Annotated in this window: 13 protein-coding genes; 3 read left to right on the forward strand and 10 right to left on the reverse strand. The window is 74.6% G+C overall.

Annotated features, from left to right (window positions below):
* The first annotated feature begins 211 nt into the window (after positions 1-211).
* Complete coding sequence (locus AB0947_RS21555) at positions 212-4,024, forward strand: multifunctional oxoglutarate decarboxylase/oxoglutarate dehydrogenase thiamine pyrophosphate-binding subunit/dihydrolipoyllysine-residue succinyltransferase subunit (RefSeq protein ID WP_366751951.1); 3,813 nt, start codon at positions 212-214, stop codon at positions 4,022-4,024.
* A 155-nt stretch (positions 4,025-4,179) separates the two neighbouring features.
* On the opposite strand, the gene fxsT is transcribed toward AB0947_RS21555, so the two are convergent.
* The 8 genes from fxsT to AB0947_RS21595 form a co-directional block, all read right to left on the reverse strand.
* Positions 4,180-7,182: an FxSxx-COOH system tetratricopeptide repeat protein gene (fxsT, locus tag AB0947_RS21560; RefSeq protein WP_366751952.1), complete on the reverse strand. Its 3,003-nt coding sequence runs from the start codon at positions 7,180-7,182 to the stop codon at positions 4,180-4,182.
* A gap of 83 nt (positions 7,183-7,265) precedes the next feature.
* Positions 7,266-8,588 carry an HEXXH motif-containing putative peptide modification protein gene (locus AB0947_RS21565; protein ID WP_366751953.1) on the reverse strand — a complete coding sequence of 441 codons (1,323 nt, stop codon included), beginning with the start codon at positions 8,586-8,588 and terminating at the stop codon, positions 7,266-7,268.
* Entirely contained in the window at positions 8,585-8,863 is a 279-nt protein-coding gene (locus tag AB0947_RS21570; protein WP_366751954.1) for a hypothetical protein, read from the reverse strand. The genes AB0947_RS21565 and AB0947_RS21570 overlap by 4 nt, the downstream gene beginning before the upstream one ends.
* A gap of 92 nt (positions 8,864-8,955) precedes the next feature.
* A complete protein-coding gene (locus AB0947_RS21575) occupies positions 8,956-12,381 on the reverse strand; it encodes an SAV_2336 N-terminal domain-related protein (RefSeq protein WP_366751955.1) in 3,426 nt (1,141 codons plus the stop codon).
* Positions 12,382-12,388: 7 nt separating this feature from the next.
* The gene (locus AB0947_RS21580; RefSeq protein WP_366751956.1) at positions 12,389-13,402 is read right to left on the reverse strand and encodes a MoxR family ATPase; all 1,014 of its coding nucleotides are present in this window, start codon (positions 13,400-13,402) and stop codon (positions 12,389-12,391) included.
* A 186-nt stretch (positions 13,403-13,588) separates the two neighbouring features.
* Positions 13,589-16,114: a trypsin-like peptidase domain-containing protein gene (locus AB0947_RS21585; protein WP_366751957.1), complete on the reverse strand. Its 2,526-nt coding sequence runs from the start codon at positions 16,112-16,114 to the stop codon at positions 13,589-13,591.
* The gene (locus AB0947_RS21590; RefSeq protein ID WP_366751958.1) at positions 16,111-16,521 is read right to left on the reverse strand and encodes a CU044_2847 family protein; all 411 of its coding nucleotides are present in this window, start codon (positions 16,519-16,521) and stop codon (positions 16,111-16,113) included. Before AB0947_RS21590 ends, AB0947_RS21585 begins: the two co-directional genes overlap by 4 nt.
* A 182-nt stretch (positions 16,522-16,703) precedes the next feature.
* A complete protein-coding gene (locus AB0947_RS21595) occupies positions 16,704-16,883 on the reverse strand; it encodes a DUF6104 family protein (protein ID WP_014674941.1) in 180 nt (59 codons plus the stop codon).
* Positions 16,884-17,062: 179 nt separating this feature from the next.
* Between AB0947_RS21595 and AB0947_RS21600 the strand changes: the two genes are divergently transcribed.
* Both AB0947_RS21600 and AB0947_RS21605 read left to right on the forward strand, forming a co-directional pair.
* Positions 17,063-18,046 carry a DUF4097 family beta strand repeat-containing protein gene (locus AB0947_RS21600; RefSeq protein ID WP_366751959.1) on the forward strand — a complete coding sequence of 328 codons (984 nt, stop codon included), beginning with the start codon at positions 17,063-17,065 and terminating at the stop codon, positions 18,044-18,046.
* Between the two features lies 1 nt (position 18,047).
* On the forward strand, positions 18,048-19,070 hold the full coding sequence (locus AB0947_RS21605; RefSeq protein WP_366751960.1) for a PadR family transcriptional regulator: 1,023 nt from the start codon (positions 18,048-18,050) through the stop codon (positions 19,068-19,070).
* 83 nt (positions 19,071-19,153) lie between these two features.
* Here AB0947_RS21605 and AB0947_RS21610 read toward each other — a convergent pair whose 3' ends face one another.
* On the reverse strand, positions 19,154-19,726 hold the full coding sequence (locus AB0947_RS21610; protein ID WP_366751961.1) for a Clp protease N-terminal domain-containing protein: 573 nt from the start codon (positions 19,724-19,726) through the stop codon (positions 19,154-19,156).
* A complete protein-coding gene (locus AB0947_RS21615; RefSeq protein WP_014674937.1) occupies positions 19,726-19,935 on the reverse strand; it encodes an HTH domain-containing protein in 210 nt (69 codons plus the stop codon). Before AB0947_RS21615 ends, AB0947_RS21610 begins: the two co-directional genes overlap by 1 nt.
* Between the last annotated feature and the right edge of the window lie 5 nt (positions 19,936-19,940).

A 19,940-nucleotide genomic window follows, 5' to 3' on the forward strand; every position in this document is an offset into this window, starting at 1 on the left:
CCGTCGAACGAAGACGCGCAGGGTCCGTGCCCGCGCACCCTCCGCCCTGCGCAACCACGCTTGTTTCCCGCCATTTCAAGCCCTGAAACAAGATTCTTGATGTGACTTACGCGACGATGACCTTGCTCGACCTGACCTTCCCGGCCAGGGAGGCGTAGCCTTTATTCCCGCTGTCCATCACCTTGTGAAGCGGAAGAGGGCGGTTGCCGCCGTGTCGCCACAGTCCCCCAGTAACTCGAGCATCTCCACCGACGACCAAGCCGGGAAGAACCCCGCAGCGGCGTTCGGTGCGAACGAGTGGCTCGTCGACGAGATCTATCAGCAGTACCTCCAGGACCCGAATTCGGTAGACCGTGCCTGGTGGGACTTCTTCGCCGATTACAAGCCGGGTGCTCCTGCCACCCCGGCTCCGGCGGGTACTGCGGCCACGGGGGCCGCAGAGACCCCCACCACGGCCCCGCAGGCCCGGCCCGCGGCCCCGGCCCCCCAGGCCGCCGCCCCGGCCGCCCCAGCGGCTCCGAAGCCCGCCGCCGCTCCCGCTCAGGCCCCGGCTGCGGCCCCGGCCCCCGCGGCGAAGGCCCCCGCCCCGGCCAGGCCGGCGCAGCCCGCACAGGCGCCCGCCCAGCCGAAGGCGAAGCCCGCCGAGGCCCCCGAGGGCCCGGAGCTGATCACGCTGCGCGGCCCGGCCGCCGCCGTCGCCAAGAACATGAACGCCTCCCTGGAGCTGCCGACCGCCACCTCGGTCCGCGCCGTCCCGGTGAAGCTGCTGTTCGACAACCGCATCGTCATCAACAACCACCTCAAGCGCGCCCGGGGCGGGAAGATCTCCTTCACGCACCTGATCGGCTTCGCGATGGTGCAGGCCATCAAGGCCATGCCGTCGATGAACTGGTCGTTCGGCGAGAAGGACGGCAAGCCGACCCTCGTCAAGCCGCCGCACGTCAACCTCGGCCTGGCCATCGACCTGGTCAAGCCGAACGGTGACCGCCAGCTCGTCGTGGCCGCCATCAAGAAGGCCGAGACGCTGAACTTCTTCGAGTTCTGGCAGGCCTACGAGGACATCGTCCGCCGCGCCCGCGAGGGCAAGCTGACGATGGACGACTTCACCGGCGTCACGGTCTCCCTGACCAACCCCGGCGGCCTCGGCACCGTCCACTCCGTGCCGCGCCTCATGCCCGGCCAGTCCGTGATCATGGGCGTCGGCTCCATGGACTACCCGGCGGAGTTCCAGGGCACCAGCCAGGACACCCTGAACAAGCTCGGCATCTCGAAGGTCATGACGCTCACGTCGACCTACGACCACCGGGTCATCCAGGGCGCCGCCTCCGGCGAGTTCCTCCGCCAGGTCGCCAACCTGCTGCTCGGCGAGAACGGCTTCTACGACGACATCTTCGAGGCGCTGCGCATCCCCTACGAGCCGGTCCGCTGGCTCAAGGACATCGACGCCAGCCACGACGACGACGTCACCAAGGCCGCCCGCGTCTTCGAGCTGATCCACTCCTACCGGGTCCGCGGCCACGTCATGGCCGACACCGACCCGCTGGAGTACAAGCAGCGCAAGCACCCCGACCTGGACATCACCGAGCACGGGCTCACCCTGTGGGACCTGGAGCGCGACTTCGCGGTCGGCGGCTTCGCCGGCAAGTCGATGATGAAGCTGCGCGACATCCTCGGCGTGCTGCGCGACTCGTACTGCCGCACCACCGGCATCGAGTTCATGCACATCCAGGACCCCAAGCAGCGCAAGTGGATCCAGGACCGCGTCGAGCGCCCGCACGCCAGGATGGAGCGTGAGGAGCAGCTGCGGATCCTGCGCCGGCTGAACGCCGCAGAGGCCTTCGAGACGTTCCTGCAGACGAAGTACGTCGGCCAGAAGCGCTTCTCGCTGGAGGGCGGCGAGTCCGTCATCCCGCTGCTCGACGCGGTGATCGACTCCGCCGCCGAGTCCCGCCTGGACGAGGTCGTCATCGGCATGGCCCACCGCGGCCGCCTGAACGTCCTCGCCAACATCGTCGGCAAGTCCTACGCGCAGATCTTCCGCGAGTTCGAGGGCAACCTCGACCCGAAGTCGATGCACGGCTCCGGCGACGTCAAGTACCACCTGGGCGCCGAGGGCACCTTCACCGGCCTGGACGGCGAGCAGATCAAGGTCTCGCTGGCCGCCAACCCGTCCCACCTGGAGACGGTCGACCCGGTCATCGAGGGCATCGCCCGCGCCAAGCAGGACATCATCAACAAGGGCGGGACGGACTTCACCGTGCTGCCCGTCGCCCTGCACGGCGACGCGGCCTTCGCGGGCCAGGGCGTGGTGGCCGAGACCCTGAACATGTCGCAGCTGCGCGGTTACCGCACCGGCGGCACGGTCCACATCGTCATCAACAACCAGGTCGGCTTCACCGCGGCCCCCGAGTCCTCGCGTTCCTCCATGTACGCGACGGACGTGGCCCGCATGATCGAGGCCCCGATCTTCCACGTGAACGGCGACGACCCGGAGGCCGTGGTCCGCGTCGCGCGTCTGGCCTTCGAGTTCCGCCAGGCGTTCAACAAGGACGTGGTGATCGACCTCATCTGCTACCGCCGCCGCGGTCACAACGAGTCGGACAACCCGGCCTTCACCCAGCCGCTGATGTACGACCTGATCGACAAGAAGCGCTCGGTGCGCAAGCTGTACACCGAGTCCCTGATCGGTCGCGGCGACATCACCCTGGAAGAGGCCGAGCAGGCCCTCCAGGACTACCAGGGCCAGCTGGAGAAGGTCTTCACGGAGGTCCGCGAGGCCGTCACGACCCAGCAGGCCGCCGGCCCCGCCGCGGACCCGCAGGCGGACTTCCCGGTGGCGGTGAACACCGCGATCTCCTCGGAGGTCGTCAAGCGCATCGCCGAGTCCCAGGTCAACATCCCGGACTCCTTCCACGTCCACCCGCGTCTGCTGCCCCAGCTCCAGCGCCGGGCGGCGATGGTCGAGGACGGCACCATCGACTGGGGCATGGGCGAGACCCTCGCGGTCGGCTCCCTGCTGCTGGAGGGCACCCCGGTCCGGCTGTCCGGCCAGGACTCCCAGCGCGGCACCTTCGGCCAGCGCCACGCGGTCCTCATCGACCGCGAGACGGGCGAGGAGTACACCCCGCTCCAGTACCTCGCCGAGGACCAGGCGCGCTACAACGTCTACAACTCCCTGCTGTCCGAGTACGCGGTCATGGGCTTCGAGTACGGCTACTCGCTGGCCCGCCCCGACGCGCTCGTGATGTGGGAGGCGCAGTTCGGCGACTTCGTCAACGGCGCCCAGACGGTGGTCGACGAGTACATCTCGGCGGCGGAGCAGAAGTGGGGCCAGACCTCCGGCGTCACCCTGCTCCTGCCGCACGGCTACGAGGGCCAGGGCCCGGACCACTCCTCGGCCCGGGTCGAGCGGTTCCTCCAGCTCTGCGCGCAGAACAACATGACGGTCGCCATGCCGACCCTGCCGTCGAACTACTTCCACCTCCTGCGGTGGCAGGTGCACAACCCGCACCACAAGCCGCTGGTGGTCTTCACCCCGAAGTCGATGCTGCGCCTGAAGGCCGCCGCGTCGAAGACGGAGGAGTTCACGTCGGGTCAGTTCCGTCCCGTCATCGGGGACACGGCGGCGGACCCGGCCGCGGTCCGCAAGGTCGTGTTCGTGGCCGGCAAGCTGTACTACGACCTCGAGGCCGAGCGGCAGAAGCGGGGCGTGACGGACACCGCGATCATCCGCATCGAGCGGCTGTACCCGCTGCCGGGTGCGGAGATCCAGGCGGAGGTCAACAAGTACCCGAACGCCGAGAAGTACCTGTGGGCGCAGGAGGAGCCGGCGAACCAGGGTGCGTGGCCGTTCATCGCGCTCAACCTGATCGACCACCTGGACCTGGCGGTCGGCGCGGACGTGCCGCACGGTGAGCGCCTGCGGCGCATCTCGCGCCCGCACTCCTCGTCCCCGGCGGTCGGCTCCGCGAAGCGGCACCAGGCGGAGCAGGAGCAGCTGGTGCGGGAGGTCTTCGAGGCGTAGTGCCTCGGGCGGTCAGCCGAAGCCGGGAGCCCGGTGCCGAGTTCCGACTCGGCACCGGGCTCTTCGCCTGCCCGGCGGGGCGGTTGCGGACGGTGCGCGGCTGCGGACCGTCCTCGGTCGCCCGCGCGGTTCCCCGCGCCCCTCGCGCGGCGCTTTCAGCCCAGGTACGCCTCGAAGTCCCAGTACGGTCTGGTCCGTTGGCGGGCCGAGATCGTGTGGGGGTGTTGGGCTCCCAGCGTGCGGGTGAGGGCGAACAGGGCGTCCTCCTCCAGCTTCCCCGCCTCCTCCTGCTCGTGTGCCGCCCTCAGGTCCGCGGCGAGAGCGACCTGGCACGACAGTGTCAGCGGGTGCTCGTGACCCAATGTGTGCCGGGACCGGCGCAGGGTGTCGCGGCTCAGTTCGACGGCGTCCTCGATGCGGCCGTTGAGGTTGCGCGCGCCGGCCGCGTTCAGGGCGCAGCCCAGCACCCAGGGGTGGTCGGGGCCGAGCGTGGCGCCGAGGCCGGCGAGGGCGGACTCGAACATGGACAGGGCCTCGCCCCGCTCGCCCGCCGCCTGCATCACCAGCCCGGTGTTGGACAGCATGCCGGTGGCCACGGGGTGCGCGGGGCCGAGCAGCGACCGGTAGCCGGCCTCCGCCTCGTCGATGAGGTCGCGGGCCTGGCTGAGGTCGCCGTGCTCGCGCAGGAAGTTGCCGTAGTTGGTGAGGAACGCCAGCGTGCGGTAGTGCCCGCGGCCGTGCAGCTGGATCAGCTGGTCCAGCAGGCTGGCCATCCCGGGGCCGACGTCCGGCGCGTGCCCGCCCTCCCGGCGCCGGCACATGGCCAGCTGGGAGCGGGCTTCGAGGGTCTGCGGATGCTGCGGGCCGAGCACCTGCACATGGAGCCGTACGACGGGTTCCTGACGGGCCAGCGCCTCGCGGTAGCGGCCGAGCAGGCGGAGGCTGTGGGTGACGGCGTTGCCGGAGTGCAAGGTGTTGATGTGCCGGGCGCGCAGGACGCTCTCGCGCCGGGCCAGGGTCTCCAGGTCGAGGTCCAGCGCCTCGGCGTACCGGCCCAGCATGCGCAGGGTGACGCCGAGGTTGTGCCGGGCGACCAGGGTGGGCGGCTCGTCCGGGCCGAGGAGCCGTTCGTTGCCCTCGAGGACCTCGCGCTGGAGGTCGTACGCCTCCTGGTAGCGGCCCAGGGAGCGCAGGCCGGAGGCGATGGCGCTCCTGCTGACGAGTTCGCCGATCTCGTTGCGCCGGGGCGCGGCCCGGAGCTGTCTCAGCACGCCCCGGTGCAGCTCGTACAGCTCGCGGAACCGGCCGCTGTTGCGGAGCATGTTGCCCTCCTGGGTGGCCAGGTCGAGCATCGGCTGGTCGATCGGGTCCATGAACCGCGACCAGTGCGCGCGCACCTGCTGCGCCAGTTCCAGGCCGCCGCTGTACTCGCCGCTGCGGGTGCAGTACCGCAGGCAGTTCAGGACCAGTTCCTGCACGCGCGGCTGTCCGCTCTCCAGGGCGCCGGAGGGTTCGAGGTGGGGCAGCAGTTCGGCGTAGCGCGGCCAGTTGCGGCTGTCGGCCGGGTTGCCGGGGTCGGCCTCGGCGAGCAGGGTGCGCACCGCCCGCCGGTGCAGTTCCCGGCTGCCGTCGCTGGTCAGCTTGGAGACGATGTCGTGGACGAGCCGGTGCATGTGCACCGACTCCTGGTGCGGGCCCATCTCGGCGGCCAGCGGGCCGCGGGTCTCGCGGGTGAGCACCGAGTAGTTGACGAGGGTGTCCAGGGCCCGGGTCCAGGCGGGCAGGTCGGTGGACATCCAGCGCAGTTCCTCGGGCAGCTCGGCGCGCGGGTAGGCGCGGATGAGGCCGAGCGGGATGCGTCCGGGGGCGAAGGAGGTGCACAGGCCGAGCACCTCGATGGCCTGCGGCTGGGAGCGGCGCAGCCGGTTGAGCAGTATCGCCCAGGAGGTGAGGGAGGACTGCGGGAAGCCCTCGCCGGTGACGGGCTCGTCGACGGTGGACAGCCGCCGTTCGCGCACCATCCGCAGGTACTCGGCGGCCTCCATGCCGGACTCGCCGAGCCAGGACGCGGCCTGCACCAGCGGCAGCGGCACGTCCCCGAACTCGGCGGCCACCTCGTCGGCCTCGCGGGCGGTGATGTGCGGGGCGCGGCGCATCAGGTAGGCGGTGGACTCGGGGCGCAGGAACGCGGGGATCTCCAGGACGTCGGTGTGCTCGTTCCAGCCTCGGTTGCGGGAGGTGATCAGCACGTGCCCGGTGCCCTGCGGGAGCAGCGAGGCCACCGCGTCGATGTCGTCCCAGCCGTCGAAGACCACCAGCCAGTTCCCGTACGGCTCCCCGCGCCTGAGGGCGTTGCGGACCGCGCGGATGCGTTCGCCGGGCTCGCTGCCGATGCGCAGGCCGAGTTCGACGGCGAGTTCGCCGAGGCGGTCGCGCTGGATGGTCCGGTCGTCGCTGTTGACCCACCACACCAGGTCGTAGTCGGTGCTGAAGCGGTGGGCGTACTCGGCGGCCAGCTGGGTCTTGCCGATGCCGGACATGCCGACGAGTGTGCAGGCGGCGGCGCCGCGCTCGGCGTCGGCGAGCCGCTGGTGGAGTTCGCCCAGCAGGTCGTCGCGGCCGGTGAAGCGCGGGTTGCGGCGCGGCACCTCGCCCCAGATCTCGCAGCGCTCGTCCGGGTAGCGGATCCGGCCGGCGAGCGCGCGGGGGCGGGTGAGCGGTTCCAGGCCGAGGCGGCGCAGCAGGCGGTCCTCGGCGGCCTCCTCGCTCAGCGCCCACAGGCTGGCCGGTTCCAGGACGGCGGTGGCGGGCAGCAGCGGCCGGTTGGTGAGGTTGACGGCCGCGAACCGGTCGGCGTGGGCGGCGACGAAGCCGCGCAGCGCGTCGTTCCACTCGCCCGGCGGGCGGGGACCCAGTTCGAAGAACCAGTCGTTGAGGACCAGCAGCACCTTTCCGCTGGCCAGCAGCAGATCGCCGAGCGAGTCCTCCAGCGCGACCTCGCGCGGCGGGTCCCAGCGCTGCAGGGTGGCCCGGTGTCCGTGCCGCTCCAGGCACTGCGCGATCCACGCCGCCCACGAGCGGTAGTACCCCGGGAAGACCACGAGCACGTGCTCGGGTGCCGATGCGCCGTTCGCGCCCGGCCGCCGCTGTTCCGCCATCGCCGCTCCCTGCTTCCACCGCCGCCGCCGGTCTCCTGGGCGGCCGCACGCATAACGTAACGCAAGAGGTCGTCCACGGAGCGTCAGCCCGGCGCGTGGGCGCTCCCCGCGAGGCGCGCGTGGTGGCTGCCCATGTGCCGGACGAACTCCCTTCCGCAGGGGGTCAGTTCATCGGACTCCGCCAGTACGGACAAGGCCTCGGCGACCTGCTCCCGGCACGCCTCGAACCGCTCGTCGGCGCGCCGCCGCCACGCCCAGGCCGCTCCGGTGCGCGCCTTCCCCCACAGGTCCAGCAGCGCGAGGTGCGCGTACGCGCCCTGGAGCACGCCCGGCACCGGGCGCGGGTCGCGCCGCCAGCCCACCCGGTGCAGGCTGCCGCCGGGCCGCCACAGCGGGACCAGTTCGTCCAGCACCGCCAGTTTGGTGTGGTGCGTCTCGTGCACCAGCAGCTCGGCCAGCTCGCGCCGGTCGGCCGGCAGCTGGGCCAGGACGGCGCCGGGCGCGGTCCGCACGGTGGCGCTCAGCGGCGGTCCGCCGCCCGCCGACGGCGCCAGCGGGACGACGGCCCGCACCAGTGCCAGGGTCTCGGCGGCCCGCGCGGGGTGCGTCGCGGCCAGCAGGGCGTGCGCGTCGCGCCAACGGGCGGCCCACGCGGCCGGGTCGGAGTAGGGCCGCTCGGCCGCGGGCAGTGCCGCCGGCCCGATGCCGCCCGGGGGCACCCGGTGGGGGTCCACGTCGTCGAGTACGGCGGTGCCGCCGGGCAGGGTGTACAGGGCCGACCAGGCCAGGGCGCCGTCGGCGGTCCACCGGGTGCCGGGTCCGGCCGGGGCGGGCCCGGGCAGCAGCAGCGTCCGGCCCGCGCCGTCGGTGACGCGGAGGGTTCCCAGCCGGCCGCTGAGCCGGGCCCGGCCGCGGGCGCAGCGCAGCAGCCCGGCACCGGGCAGCGGCAGGGTGCCGGCGGGCAGCACGCGGGTGGTGGTGAAGCGGCAGCCGGCGCGCAGGGCGGCGGCGACGGCCACCGCGCCCAGCCCGGCGAGTCCCTCGGCGAACGCCGGGCCGTCGGGCGCGGCGAGCGCGGTGGCCAGCCAGGCACCGGTCGTCGGATAGTCGAGGACGGCGCGGACGGCCGGTGCGTCGGCCCGTTCGGCCCGCTCCAGCAGCGCCCAGTCGTCCTCGAAGCGCCGCCGTACCGCCGCGGGCAGGGTGCCGCGCGCGCGGTCGAAGCGGACCAGCAGGGACTTCAGCAGCAGCATCCGCCGGGCGTGCAGGGCGGCGCGCAGGGCCGCGGTGACGGCGGGCAGCGGCCGGGTGCGGGCCAGGGCGGCGAGGGTCCCGGGCGGGACCGGTCCCGGAGCGGGGCCGGCCGGGCGTATGTCCCCCTCGGGTCCCACGGCTCCCGGGGTCATGCCACGGTGTCCTCGCCGGGTAAGGGCTGCCGCGCGGGACCGGCCGAAAACGCGCGCCCGGGCCGGCCCGGCGTGATCTCGTCGTCCCCGCCGGTGGTGTACCAGACCCGGCGCAGCCCGTCCGGGTCGGCGAGCACCCCGGCGACGGCCGCGAGCACCGCCGGATCGTCCATGGCACGCAGTGTCCGCAGGTCGACGTCGGTGAGGTCGGGCGGGCACACGGCCTCTTCGGCGTCCTCGCCGAGGCCGGCCCCCCGTGTCCTAAGCTCCCCCACCCTCGGCTCCTCCCTGCCCCACGGCCTCCCCGCACAGCCGCAGTGGCTGCCCACTCCTTCCCGACAGGCCGGAACCAGAAACCCTGGACGGCTCAACTCCGGTCACGTTCGCGCGCGTCGGCCCAGTCCTGGGACCACGGCCACCACGGCGGGGCCGTTTCCCGCCAGTCCGGCCCGGCCAGCGACCGGGCGTCCGCGGGCGGCGGTCGCCGCTCCGCCCGCCGGGTCAGTTCGACGTCGGCCCAGTCGACCTCGCGCAGCGCCCCGACGAGCCGCTGCCACTGGTCCAGGGCGGCCCGGAAGGCGTCACGGGCCGCGCCGGGCCGTCCCATCAGCGCCAGTACCGCCCCGCAGCCGTGCCGGGCGCGTGCGGCCGTCACCGAGCCGGGGTCGCCGCCGTGGGCCGCCTCCGCCTCCCGTTCGGCGTTCTCGTACGCCTGCAACGCCTCCATCAGCACCGGCGCGCCCGCGTGGTACCAGCCCTCCAGCCGCACCCGGCCCAGCTGGAGCCAGACCTCGGCCCGTACGGCCGCGTCGGTCGCCGCGCGCACCGCCTGGCCGAGCAGGTGCCGGCTCTCGAACAGGTCGGGCAGGAAGCCGACGTGGCGGAAGCGCTGGGCGAGGGCGCTGCCGACCAGGCCCTGGAGCCGGCCGCGGTGCGCGGACCGGGCGGGCAGCGACTTCAGCGCCTCGCGCAGCACGTACTCGGCGCGGTCCACCACCCCGGCCCCGTCACCGGCGGAGGCCCGCCGCAGCAGCGACTCGCCCCAGGCGGTGAGGAGCCGGACGCGCAGCGGGCCGTCGGCGGGGGCGAGCAGCGCGGCCCGCTCGTACGCCGCGTCGGCCTGCCCGCTCTCCCCGGCCGCGTCGTGGAACGCGGCCAGCGCGGCCAGGCACGGCAGCAGCAGGTCCGGATCGTCCCCGGCGGCCTCCAGCGCCTCGCCGAGCGCCCGCCGCAGCTCGGCGTCCTCGACGTCGTCCCGGTGCAGTGCCCGCGCGAGGTCGAGCAGCGCGGGCCCCCGCACGGCGTCGGGCACCCGTTCCCGCGCCAGCACGGCGCAGGCCTCCCGCAGTACGGGCTCGGCGGCACCGGGCCGCCGCAGGTCGAGCAGGACCCGCCCGGCCAGCAACAGCCGCGCCCGGTGTGCGGTCACCTCCCAGGGCACGCCGCCCCGGCTCCCGGGGGACGGCTCCGGATCAGCGGCGGCGGGTACGACGGTGTCCGTGCCGCCGTTGCCGTTACGGCCGTGCGTGCCCCCGGCGTCACCGGGGCCACCCTGACCGGCCTCGCCGCCGGCGTGACCGGACCCGCCGCCCCCGGACCCGCCGTCGCCGGTCCTGCCGTCGCCGGTCCTGCCGTCGCCCGGACTCGTGCCCTCGGTACCCGCGGGGCCGGGGCGCCAGTCGCGGGCGACGGCGGTGATCCGCGGCCAGGGCGGGACCTCGCCGTCCAGGGCGCCGAGCGCTTCCGTCAGGTGGTCCCCTTCCGCCGTCAGCTCCCACAGCTCACGGCGGCACGACGCCAGTTCCAGTGCCGCTTCCGCCCGTTCCCGGCTGTCGGCGGGGGCCGCCCCGTACGCGCCGGCGAGTTCGGCCGCCGCCTCCCGCAGCAGCCCGGCGCGCCGCCCCTCCGCCCGCGCACCCGCCGTACCGGCCTCGGCGCGCAGCACGCGGCCGAGGACCAGGCGCGCCCGGGCCACGGGACCGGGACCGTCGGCGCCGGTGCCGGCCGTGGCGACGCGGGCCTGTTCCCGGGCCCGGCGCAGCATCTCCGGGTCGGCCAGCTGCCGCCACCGGTCGAGCAGCCGCTCGGCCTCGGTCAGCGGATCGGGGGTGACCAGGCCCGGCAGGTAGAAGCGCAGCACGCGCGCGGGGATGCGGGCGAACAGCTCGGCCTCCACGCTGCCGCCGGTGTCCCGCGCACCGCCGTCCCCCGCGGGGCGCACGGTGCCGGCGTCCGGGTCGTGGTCGGCGAGCCGGGCCGCGGCCAGGGCGGAGAAGTTGCGGGTGCCCTTGCCGAAGTGCCGTTCCACGTACGCCGAGCAGTGCTTGAGGACGAGTCCGGCGGTGTCCTGGTCGAGGGAGGACAGCAGCAGGTCCTGCATGCGCGGCGAGTACGCGAAGCACGGCTGGTCCTCGGTGCCGGGCAGTTGCCGCAGCAGTCCGCCGAGCAGCACCTCGGCCAGTTCCATGGGACCGGTGTCGGGCAGCATGGCCCGCTGGACCAGCCGCATCACGGGCAGGGTGAGGGGCGCGGCGGCGAGGTAGACGGCGAGCCGGAGGGCGCCGGGTGAGGCGCCGGCGCGGAAGGCCCGCAGCAGCTCCTCGTCGGTGCGCGCCGGAGCCTCGGCGGCGGCCCCCGGCGCGGTGGCGGGGTGGGCGAAGCCGGCCCAGGCGTGCTCGCGGGTCGGACCGGTGCGGGCGAGCAGCCGGGCGAAGGCCGCGAACGCCTCCGGGGTGGGCTGGAGCACCGGCACGGGCCGCGCGCCCGGCGGCGGTTCCTCCGCTTCCTCCCACGGCTCGTCCTCGGGCAGGAAGTCCAGGCGCCCGCCGGACTCGCCGGTGCGCACCAGCAGCCCCGGCTCGGCGGGCAGCGCGGTACGGCCCCACAGCCGGGGCGGCAGCGGCTGGACCACGGCCAGCGGGGCGGTGCGCGGCCAGTCGTGCAGCAGGCGCTGCGCGGTGCCGTTCTGCCACAGGGGGCCGACGCAGTCGCTGATGACGAAGGTGAGCCGGTGCCCGCTGGGGTCGTGCAGTTCGTCGGCGGGCCGCAGCCGGGTGCGCCGGCCGGGACCGGCGGTCGTACCGACGAGGGGGGTGCCGGCGTCGTCGGCGTACAGCTGGTGGACGCGGACGGAGGCGAACGCGCCGGACTGCTGGCAGGCCTGGCGCAGTTCCTCGACCATCTCGCCCCAGACGGCCATGGCGGGCCCGGTGTCCACGAGTAGCTGGACGTCGCAGCGCCGGTGGCGGCCGGGCCGGGTGACGGGGAGCAGGATGCCGCTGGCGGCGGCCCGGTCGGCGGTGGCCGCCTCGTCGATGCGCTCGTCCCGGCCGCGTGCGGAGGCGGTGCGGTAGCGGCCGAGGGCACGCAGTGCCTTCTGCAGGCCGAGCAGTCCGGGCAGGGCGCCGGCGGCGGGGGCGCGGACCGGGAAGGCCGCGGGGTCGCCGTCGGTGCGGGCGTGGGGGGCGGGGCCCGGGGTGTGCAGGGGGACGGCGGGGGCGGGCGCGTCCGCGCGGAGCGCCTGCGGGTCGCCGGGGCCGCCCGGTCCGGGCCCGTCTGCCGGTCCGTCCTGCGCCTCCGGACCGGACGCGCCGCCGGAGCCCGGGGAACCGGCGGAACCGGAAGAGCCGGGCGGTACTCCGGCGCCGGTGCCCGGCCTGTCGTCCGGGTCGCCGGGCGCGGACGTGCCGAGCCGCCGGGCCAGCCAGAGCGCGTCGGCCACGTCCTCGGCGGTCGGCTGGAGCCCGCCCTGGCGCAGCTTGCCGATCAGCTCGTCCAGGCGCATCCCCGGCATCCGCCTCTCACCTCGTGCGGTCGAGCGGTTGCATCAGCATCTCGGCGATCCGCTCCCGGGTGAGGCCCTGCGCGTGCGGATCGTGCTGGGTGAGGAACAGGGCGTTGAGGAGCTGGTCGGCGGCGAGCACCTCACCGGGTTCCCGCTCCAGGAAGCGGCGGATGAGGTCGCTGCCGGCGGCGACGCCTTCCGTGCCGAGGTGCGCCTCGACCATGGCGGTGAGCTGCTCCTCGCCGGGCGGGTCCAGTTCGAGCTGGACGCAGCGGCGCAGCAGCGGGGCGGGGAAGTCGCGTTCGCCGTTGGAGGTCATCACGATCACCGGGAACGCGGTGCACGCGACGCGCCCGCCGCGCACGGCCACCCGGTCGCCGTCGTGCGTGAGCACCTCGACGACCGGTTCCCGGTCGGCGAGCCGTTCCAGCTCGGGGACCGAGAACTCGCCTTCCTCCAGCGTGTTCAGCAGGTCGTTGGGCAGGTCGAGGTCGCTCTTGTCCAGCTCGTCGATGAGCAGGACGCGGGGCCGCGCGGCGGGCAGGAGCGCGGTGCCGAGCGGTCCGAGGCGGATGTAGGAGCCGATCCCGGAGGCCGCGGCACCGCGGTCGTCGCCGCCGGCGCGCTCCAGCTGGACGTCCTGGAGGCGGGCTATGGCGTCGTACCGGTACAGGCCGTCCTGGAGGGTGGTCCGGCTGACGACGGGCCAGCGCAGCACCTTGCCCAGGCCGAGTTCGTGGGCGATCGCGTAGGCCAGGGTCGACTTGCCGGTCCCCGGGTTGCCGGTGACCAGCAGCGGCCGGCGCAGGTAGAGGGCCGCGTTGACCGCGTCGACCTCGGCAGGCCGGGGCGCGTAGTTCTCGACCAGCCGGCGGCGCACGCCGAGCCGGCGGGCGCTGCTGGGATCCTCCGGGCCGCTGTCGGCGCCGTCCCGGGAGGCGGCGAAGTCACGCCAGGGCGGCGGCGCCGGCAACCGTCGCATGCCGTCGTGCGGCTGACCCACTCCGCGGTAGATCCGCCAGTCGTTCACCTTGGGCTCCTCCCGGCTCTGGTGATCATGCAGCGGGCCCGGCCGTCCGACGTACGAGGCTACCGCCCGTCGGCCGCGCCCGCCGAGGTTCGCGGCGTGCGGCGCCCCCTCCCCCTTCCCGCGAACAGCCGTACGACTCGGGAGAGTTGACGGGACGTCCACCGGGAGCGGCGGGCCGCCGGCGGGTCAGCCGCCGGGCGCGGCCAGCGGCGGCGGCCGCATGCTCTCCGTCCCGTACGGCGTCCGGTCCGGCGGCGGGTCGAGCAGTACGGCCATCTTGCCGCGCAGGCCGTGCGCCCGGGCGGTCTCCGGGTCGGCCAGGCGGATGCGCAGGTCGCGGAGCGGACCGTGCAGCCCGTCCGCGTGCCCGGCGAGCCCCAGCAGGCCGGCGGCCTGCCGGTGGAAGTCCCCGCACTCGTCGTGGTCGTGCAGGTCGCGGCGCCACAGCACCACCGCGTGCCCGGACCGCAGCGCGTCCCGCATCGCCGCGTAGCCCTCGCCCCTGCCGACGGGACCGCAGTAGACGGGCACGGACGCGTCACTCATCGCCGACAGGGCGCCGTAGTACGGGAACCTGCCCCCGGCCCGGGCGCCCGGCGGATGCCCCTCGTCGGCCGGCCGCCCGTGCAGCGTCCCGTGCGCCAGGGGGCCGCGCGCCACGCCCTTCCAGCGGCGGCGCCACTCCGGGGAGGGCGGCAGGCCGTTGCGCCGGATGTCCCGGACGACGACGGTCCGCCGCATCCCGAGCGGCAGGGCCCGCTCGTCCACGAGGTCGTCGTCCTCGTCGTCCTCGTCCTCCGCGTCGCCCCCGGCGACCCCGACGCTCTCCCCCGCCTGGTCGGCCGTGGCGGCGCGCGGGTCGGGGAGCAACTGCCAGTCGTCCACCGGGAGGTCGAACAGCCTGCGGGGCAGGAAGACCTCGATCGCGGCGAGATGCTCTCCGTGGTCCCCCTGGTTCAGCGCCTTGGCCAACGGCTCGCGCAGCACCCGCGCCAGCTCCTCGGCCCGCACGCCCCGGTCGTCCCCGTCGACCGGCGTGACGTCCTGCCCGCCGTAGATCAGCTGCACGCTCCAGGGGTGCCGGCCGTAGGTGGCCGGGCCGATCTTGACGAGGACGTCGGTACGGGTGTCGGCGGAAGGGGCGCGGAAGGACGGGGCGGTGACGTGCGGCCGGGTCGCCGGTCCGGTGAGTGACGGGATGCCGGGGCACCCGACGGTGGGCGGCGCGTCGAGGGCGGGCAAAGTGTCGTGGGTCGACGGCGCGTCGAGGGTTGCCGGTGCGTCGAGAGCGGAGGGCGGACCGAGGGCTGACGGCGCGTCCAGGGCGGCCGGCGCGTCGAGGGCGGGCGGCGCGTCGACGGCTCCGACCGGCGTCGGCACGTCGGCCGCTCCGTTCTGCGCCGGAACGGCCTGCGCCGGAGTCACGACCGCCCCGTTCGACACGGGCACCGCGTCGGAAGGACCACCGGACATGCCACCCGACGGGCCACCGGGCCGGCTGCCGGACGGGCCACCGGACGGCCCACGGGTCGCGGCGCCCTCCAGCAGCGCGCCGATGGCCTTGCCGACCGCCCAGTGCCGGTGGCCGGCGGCCTGCCCGGCTATCCACTCGGTGAACGCCCGCAGCCGTCCCGCGTCCGCCTCCCCGGTGTGCTCGCGCGCGGTCCGGCGGGCCACGTGGGCGGCGTACAGCAGTACGGCGTCCAGGTCGACCAGCGTTCCACCGCCGCCGGGGTCCAGCACGCGCAGGCCGTACAGCAGCGCGGCGCCCTCGCGCCAGGTGCGGACGTTCCGCAGCATCAGCGACGGCAGCCGTTCGCCCCGCACCTGCTCCTTCACGTCCTCCACGAGGTGGACGACCTCACCCGCTCCGGCGGGCGGCGGCAGGTGCGCGAGGTGGTGGCCGTAGAGCCGTGTGCGCAGTTCGGTGCTGACGCCGGAGACGGAGGCCGCGTGACCGGGCAGGGCGGCCTGGACGGCGGTCCAGTGCGGGTACGGCGAGGGGGCGCCGAGGAGGCTCGCGTGATGGAGGTCGTGGGCGCGCAGCACCTCGCGCACCGCGCGCCCGGCCTCCCGCGAGTCCAGCAGTTCGTACAGCGCGGTGACCGGTACGGCGACGCCCTCCTCCCGCCGGCGCCCCTTGATGACACCGATGACGGAGCCGTGCCGCAGGTCGAGCACCGGCCCGCCGGAGAGCCCGCCGACGGGGAGGATGCCGGTGAGCAGCAGCGCGCGGGCGTCGGACCCGGCGAGTTCGCCGCTGCCCTGCCGGATGCCCAGCTCGCCGGTCTGCACCGACCAGCCGTAGAGCCCGAGCGGGGTGAGCGGGCCGGCCTCCCGGTCGCCGAGCCACAGGCAGCGGACCCCGTCGGCGCCACTCACCCGGACGAGCGCGAGGTCGGGGAACGGCCAGGGGTCACGGGCCGGCCCGCCGGGCTCGGGGCGGGGCGCGACGACGACGGCCGTCCCGGTGCCGCCGCGCGGCTCCCAGGCGCCGTCGGCGGTGCGCTCCTGCCAGGTCACGCTCAGGGCGCTCTCCCCTCGGCACACCGCGGCTCCCCCCTTTCCCACGACGTGGGCGCAGGTCAACAGCCAGCCCGGGGCTATGAAGAACCCCGACCCCCAGTACGAGTCACGGTCCGTTGCATACCCGTCACCCGGTGCGCCGATGCGCGCGAGGGAGGGGCGCACCATCTCGTCGAAGGCGCTCATACGGCCCCGGGCGCCGGGGACTGCGGCGGTACGACCGTGCCGCCCGCCGTCGCGGGGTCCGCGCCGTCCGCCGTCGCGGCGGGTTCGGTCCAGGTCAGGGACACGGTGAGGGAGGAGGTGCCGCCGCCCTCGGCGATGGCGCTCACGATCTTGCCGGACTGCGCCGTCAGTTCGATACCGAAGCTGACGGAGACCTCGACGGGGGCCGGCGTGTCCAGACCGGCGCGCAGGGAGCGCACGACGCCACCGACCGTGCCGGCCAGTCCCCCCGCCATGTCGATGACCCGGTCGCCGAGCCCCGTGTCCCGGTAACCGCCCTCGTCCAGCGCCTCCTCGGCGGCGACGCCGATCCTGACCCAGACGACGGTCCCGTCGTCCAGGCGCACGCGTTCGATTCCTCCAGCCATGACGCCCCCGTTCGCCGATGGGAGGAGAAGGCTAACTCCCGGGGAGGGAGAGGGGGAGGGGAAGCGGGGAGCCGGCGGGGGATACGGCCGGTGAACGCCCCCTGCACGACCCGTTCGACCCGCTCGACCGGCCCGTCCCGCGGGTCCCGCTCAGGCCCTCGTCCCGCTCGTCCCCCTCCGCCCTACTCGTCCTCCTCGTCGTCGAGCCGGGCGAGCCAGGTGGCCAGACGCTCCACGGGCACCTCGAAGTCCGGGTTCAGGTCCACGAACGTACGCAACTGCTCCGCCAGCCACTCGAAGGTGACCTCTTCCTCGCCACGCCGCTTCTCCAACTCCTCGATACCGCGGTCGGTGAAGTACATCGGTGCCCATCTCCAGCAGATACATCGGCCTGACAACAACTCCCACCAGCCTATGCCGCCGCCGGGGGGTCCCCCGGAAGAGCGCCTTGACTTCCGGCGACCACGATATATCGTGAGTAGCGGCGAACGCGATATGGCGTGTCGTGACACGTGCCCCCGCCCGGCCGAGGAGGCCCCCCATGCCCGAGTGGTCCGTCACCGAACCCCAGAAGCTGACCTTCGACGCCCCCGTGCACGACCTCCAGGTCCGCATCGTCAACGGCACGGTGAACGTGGTGGGCACGGACGAGGGCTCGGCCCGCCTTGAGGTCTCCGAACTGGAAGGCCCGCCCCTGATCGTCACCCGGAACGGCACCACCCTCACCGTGGCCTACGAGGACCTGCCCTGGAAGGGCTTCCTCAAGTGGCTCGACCGCAAGGGCTGGCGCCGCAGCGCCGTCGTCTCCCTCGCGGTGCCCGCCGACACGCGCGTGGAGGTGGGCGTGGTCGGCGCCGCGGCGGTCGTCTCCGGCGTCCGCGGCCCCGCGGTGATCAGGGGAGTGACCGGCGACACCACCCTGGTCGGCGTCTCGGGCCCGGTCCGCGCGGACACCGTCTCGGGGAACCTGGAGGCCCAGGCGGTCACCGGCGACCTGCGGTACAACTCGGTCTCCGGCGACCTGACCGTGGTCGAGGGCTCCGGCTCCTCCGTGCGCGCCGACACCGTCAGCGGCTCCATGATCGTCGACCTGGACCCGGACGGCCCCACGGACATCGGTCTCACCAGCGTCTCGGGCGAGATCGCCATCCGCCTGCCGCACCCGGCCGACGCCGAGGTGGAGGCGAACACCGCGAGCGGCACGATCTCCAACGCGTTCGACGGCCTGCGGGTGCGCGGCCAGTGGGGCGCGCACAAGATCACCGGCCGCCTCGGCGCCGGCACCGGCAAACTGCGCGCCACCACGGTCTCCGGCTCGATCGCCCTGCTGCGCCGCCCACCCCGGGACGACGACGAGGGCACTTTCCGGGACACCGAGCCCCACCCGGCCGACCACTCCCCCGGCGCCCCGGGAGACAATTCCGTCCCCGGCCAGGACGCCACCGGGGACACCGACGGCACCTTTGGTGCCGGCCCTTCCACCGACGACCCGGCCGACGGCACGACCGACAAGAAGGTGCTCTGACATGCCTCCCGTCTTCGCCCACGGCCGCCTCCGCCTGTACCTGCTCAAGCTGCTCGACGAGGCCCCGCGTCACGGCTACGAGGTGATCAGGCTGCTTGAGGAGCGCTTCCAGGGCCTCTACGCCCCCTCGGCGGGCACGGTCTACCCCCGCCTGGCCAAGCTGGAGGCGGAGGGCCTGGTCCGGCACACCACCGAGGGCGGGCGCAAGGTGTACGCCATCACGGACGCGGGCCGCGCCGAACTCGCCGACCGCAGCGGTGAGCTGGCCGACCTGGAGCTGGAGATCCGCGAGTCGGTCGCGGAACTCGCCGCCGAGATAAGGGCCGACGTCCGCGGCGCCGCCGGTGACCTGCGCCGCGAGGTGCGCGCCGCCGCCTCCGAGGCCCGCCGCGGCAGCAAGGCGTCCGAGGCCGGGCCCTCCTTCGGGGAACACGGGGAGACGGGCGAGAAGGAGGCCTGGAAGACCGCCAAGGAGGAGATGCGCCGGGTCAAGCAGGAGTGGAAGGAGCAGGCGCGGCGCGCCAAGGACGAGAGCCGCCGGGCCCGTGAGGAGGCCGAGCGGGCCCGCCGCCAGGCCCAGGAGGCACAGGTACGGGCGCGGGCCCAGGCGCAGGAGGAGATGCAGCGCATCGCCCGCCGGGTCCAGGACCACTTCGCGCGCGGCGACTGGCCGACCGGCGTCCGCGACGGCCTGACGGAACTGGCCAAGGAGCTCGGGGACTTCGGGAAGGACTTCGGCAAGGGCTTCGGCAGGGACTGGACCTTCGGCCGCCCCGGCGAAGAGCCGCACCACACCTCCCCCCGGGAGGACTTCCCCGCCGACTACGAGCCCGCCTGGGCCCACGAGGACACCACCGGCGACCCGGCCCGCGACCTGGACCGCCTCCTGGACCGCTTCCGCGACGACATCCGCGACGCGGCCCGCGACCACGGTGTCACCCCCACCCAGCTCCGCGAGGCCCGCCACCACCTCTCCACAGCGGCGGCCCACATCGCAGCCCTGCTCCACACCCCCAAGCCCTGACCCCGGGGCCCGGGGGGCCACCTCCCAGCCGACCGAGCCGGGCGGGCGGCTGGGACGACACCCCCGGGCCCGAGCCGACGCGGTCAGCCCGCCGCCGGGCACACCCTGGACACCCCCTCGAACGTCACCCCGTGATCGGCCAGCACCTCCCCCGCCACCCCCGGCAGCACGGTGAGCGCCAGCAGCAGGTGCTCATCCCCGATCCCACGGTCCCGCCGGGCCAGGGCAACGCGCAACGCCCGCTCCAGCACCGCCTTGGCCCCGCGGCCGAAGCCGGGCCGCCGCCCGCCCGACGGCCACCCCGCCCGGCCCGTACCCCGCCCCCGGTCACCGGACATCGCCCCGACGCCGTGCACCTCCTCCACCCGCGCCACGATCTCCGACACATCGATCCCCAGCCCGGCCAGCGCGTCCGCGTCGGCCCGGGTCAGCCCGGCCCGCCGCCGCGCCTCCCCCACATCGCGCCGTACCCGCTCCCGCGCTCCCGGCTCCGCGAGCCCGAGGGCGGACAGCGCGAAGGACGCCCGGCTGCCCTCCCGGTCGAGGAGCGCGAGCAGCAGGTGCTCGGCGTCCACGGACCGGGCCCCGTCGTTCTCCGCGTACACGTACGCCCCTTCGACCACCGCCCGGGCGTCCTTGGTGAACCGCTCGAACATCAATGCCTCCCGTACTTCTTGTGCACGGCCTGCCTGCTGACACCCAGCTCCGCGGCGATCTCCTGCCACGACCAGCCCTGATTGCGCGCACTGCGCACCTGTACCGCCTCCAGCTGCTCCAGCAGCCGGCGCAGCGCGGCCACGGCTCGCAGTCCGACCCGTGGATCACGGTCACCGGCACGCTCGGCGAGATCGGTTGCCTCACTCATACTGT

Source organism: Streptomyces sp. NPDC047841 (assembly GCF_040704085.1).
GTDB classification, from domain to species: Bacteria; Actinomycetota; Actinomycetes; order Streptomycetales; family Streptomycetaceae; genus Streptomyces; species Streptomyces argyrophylli.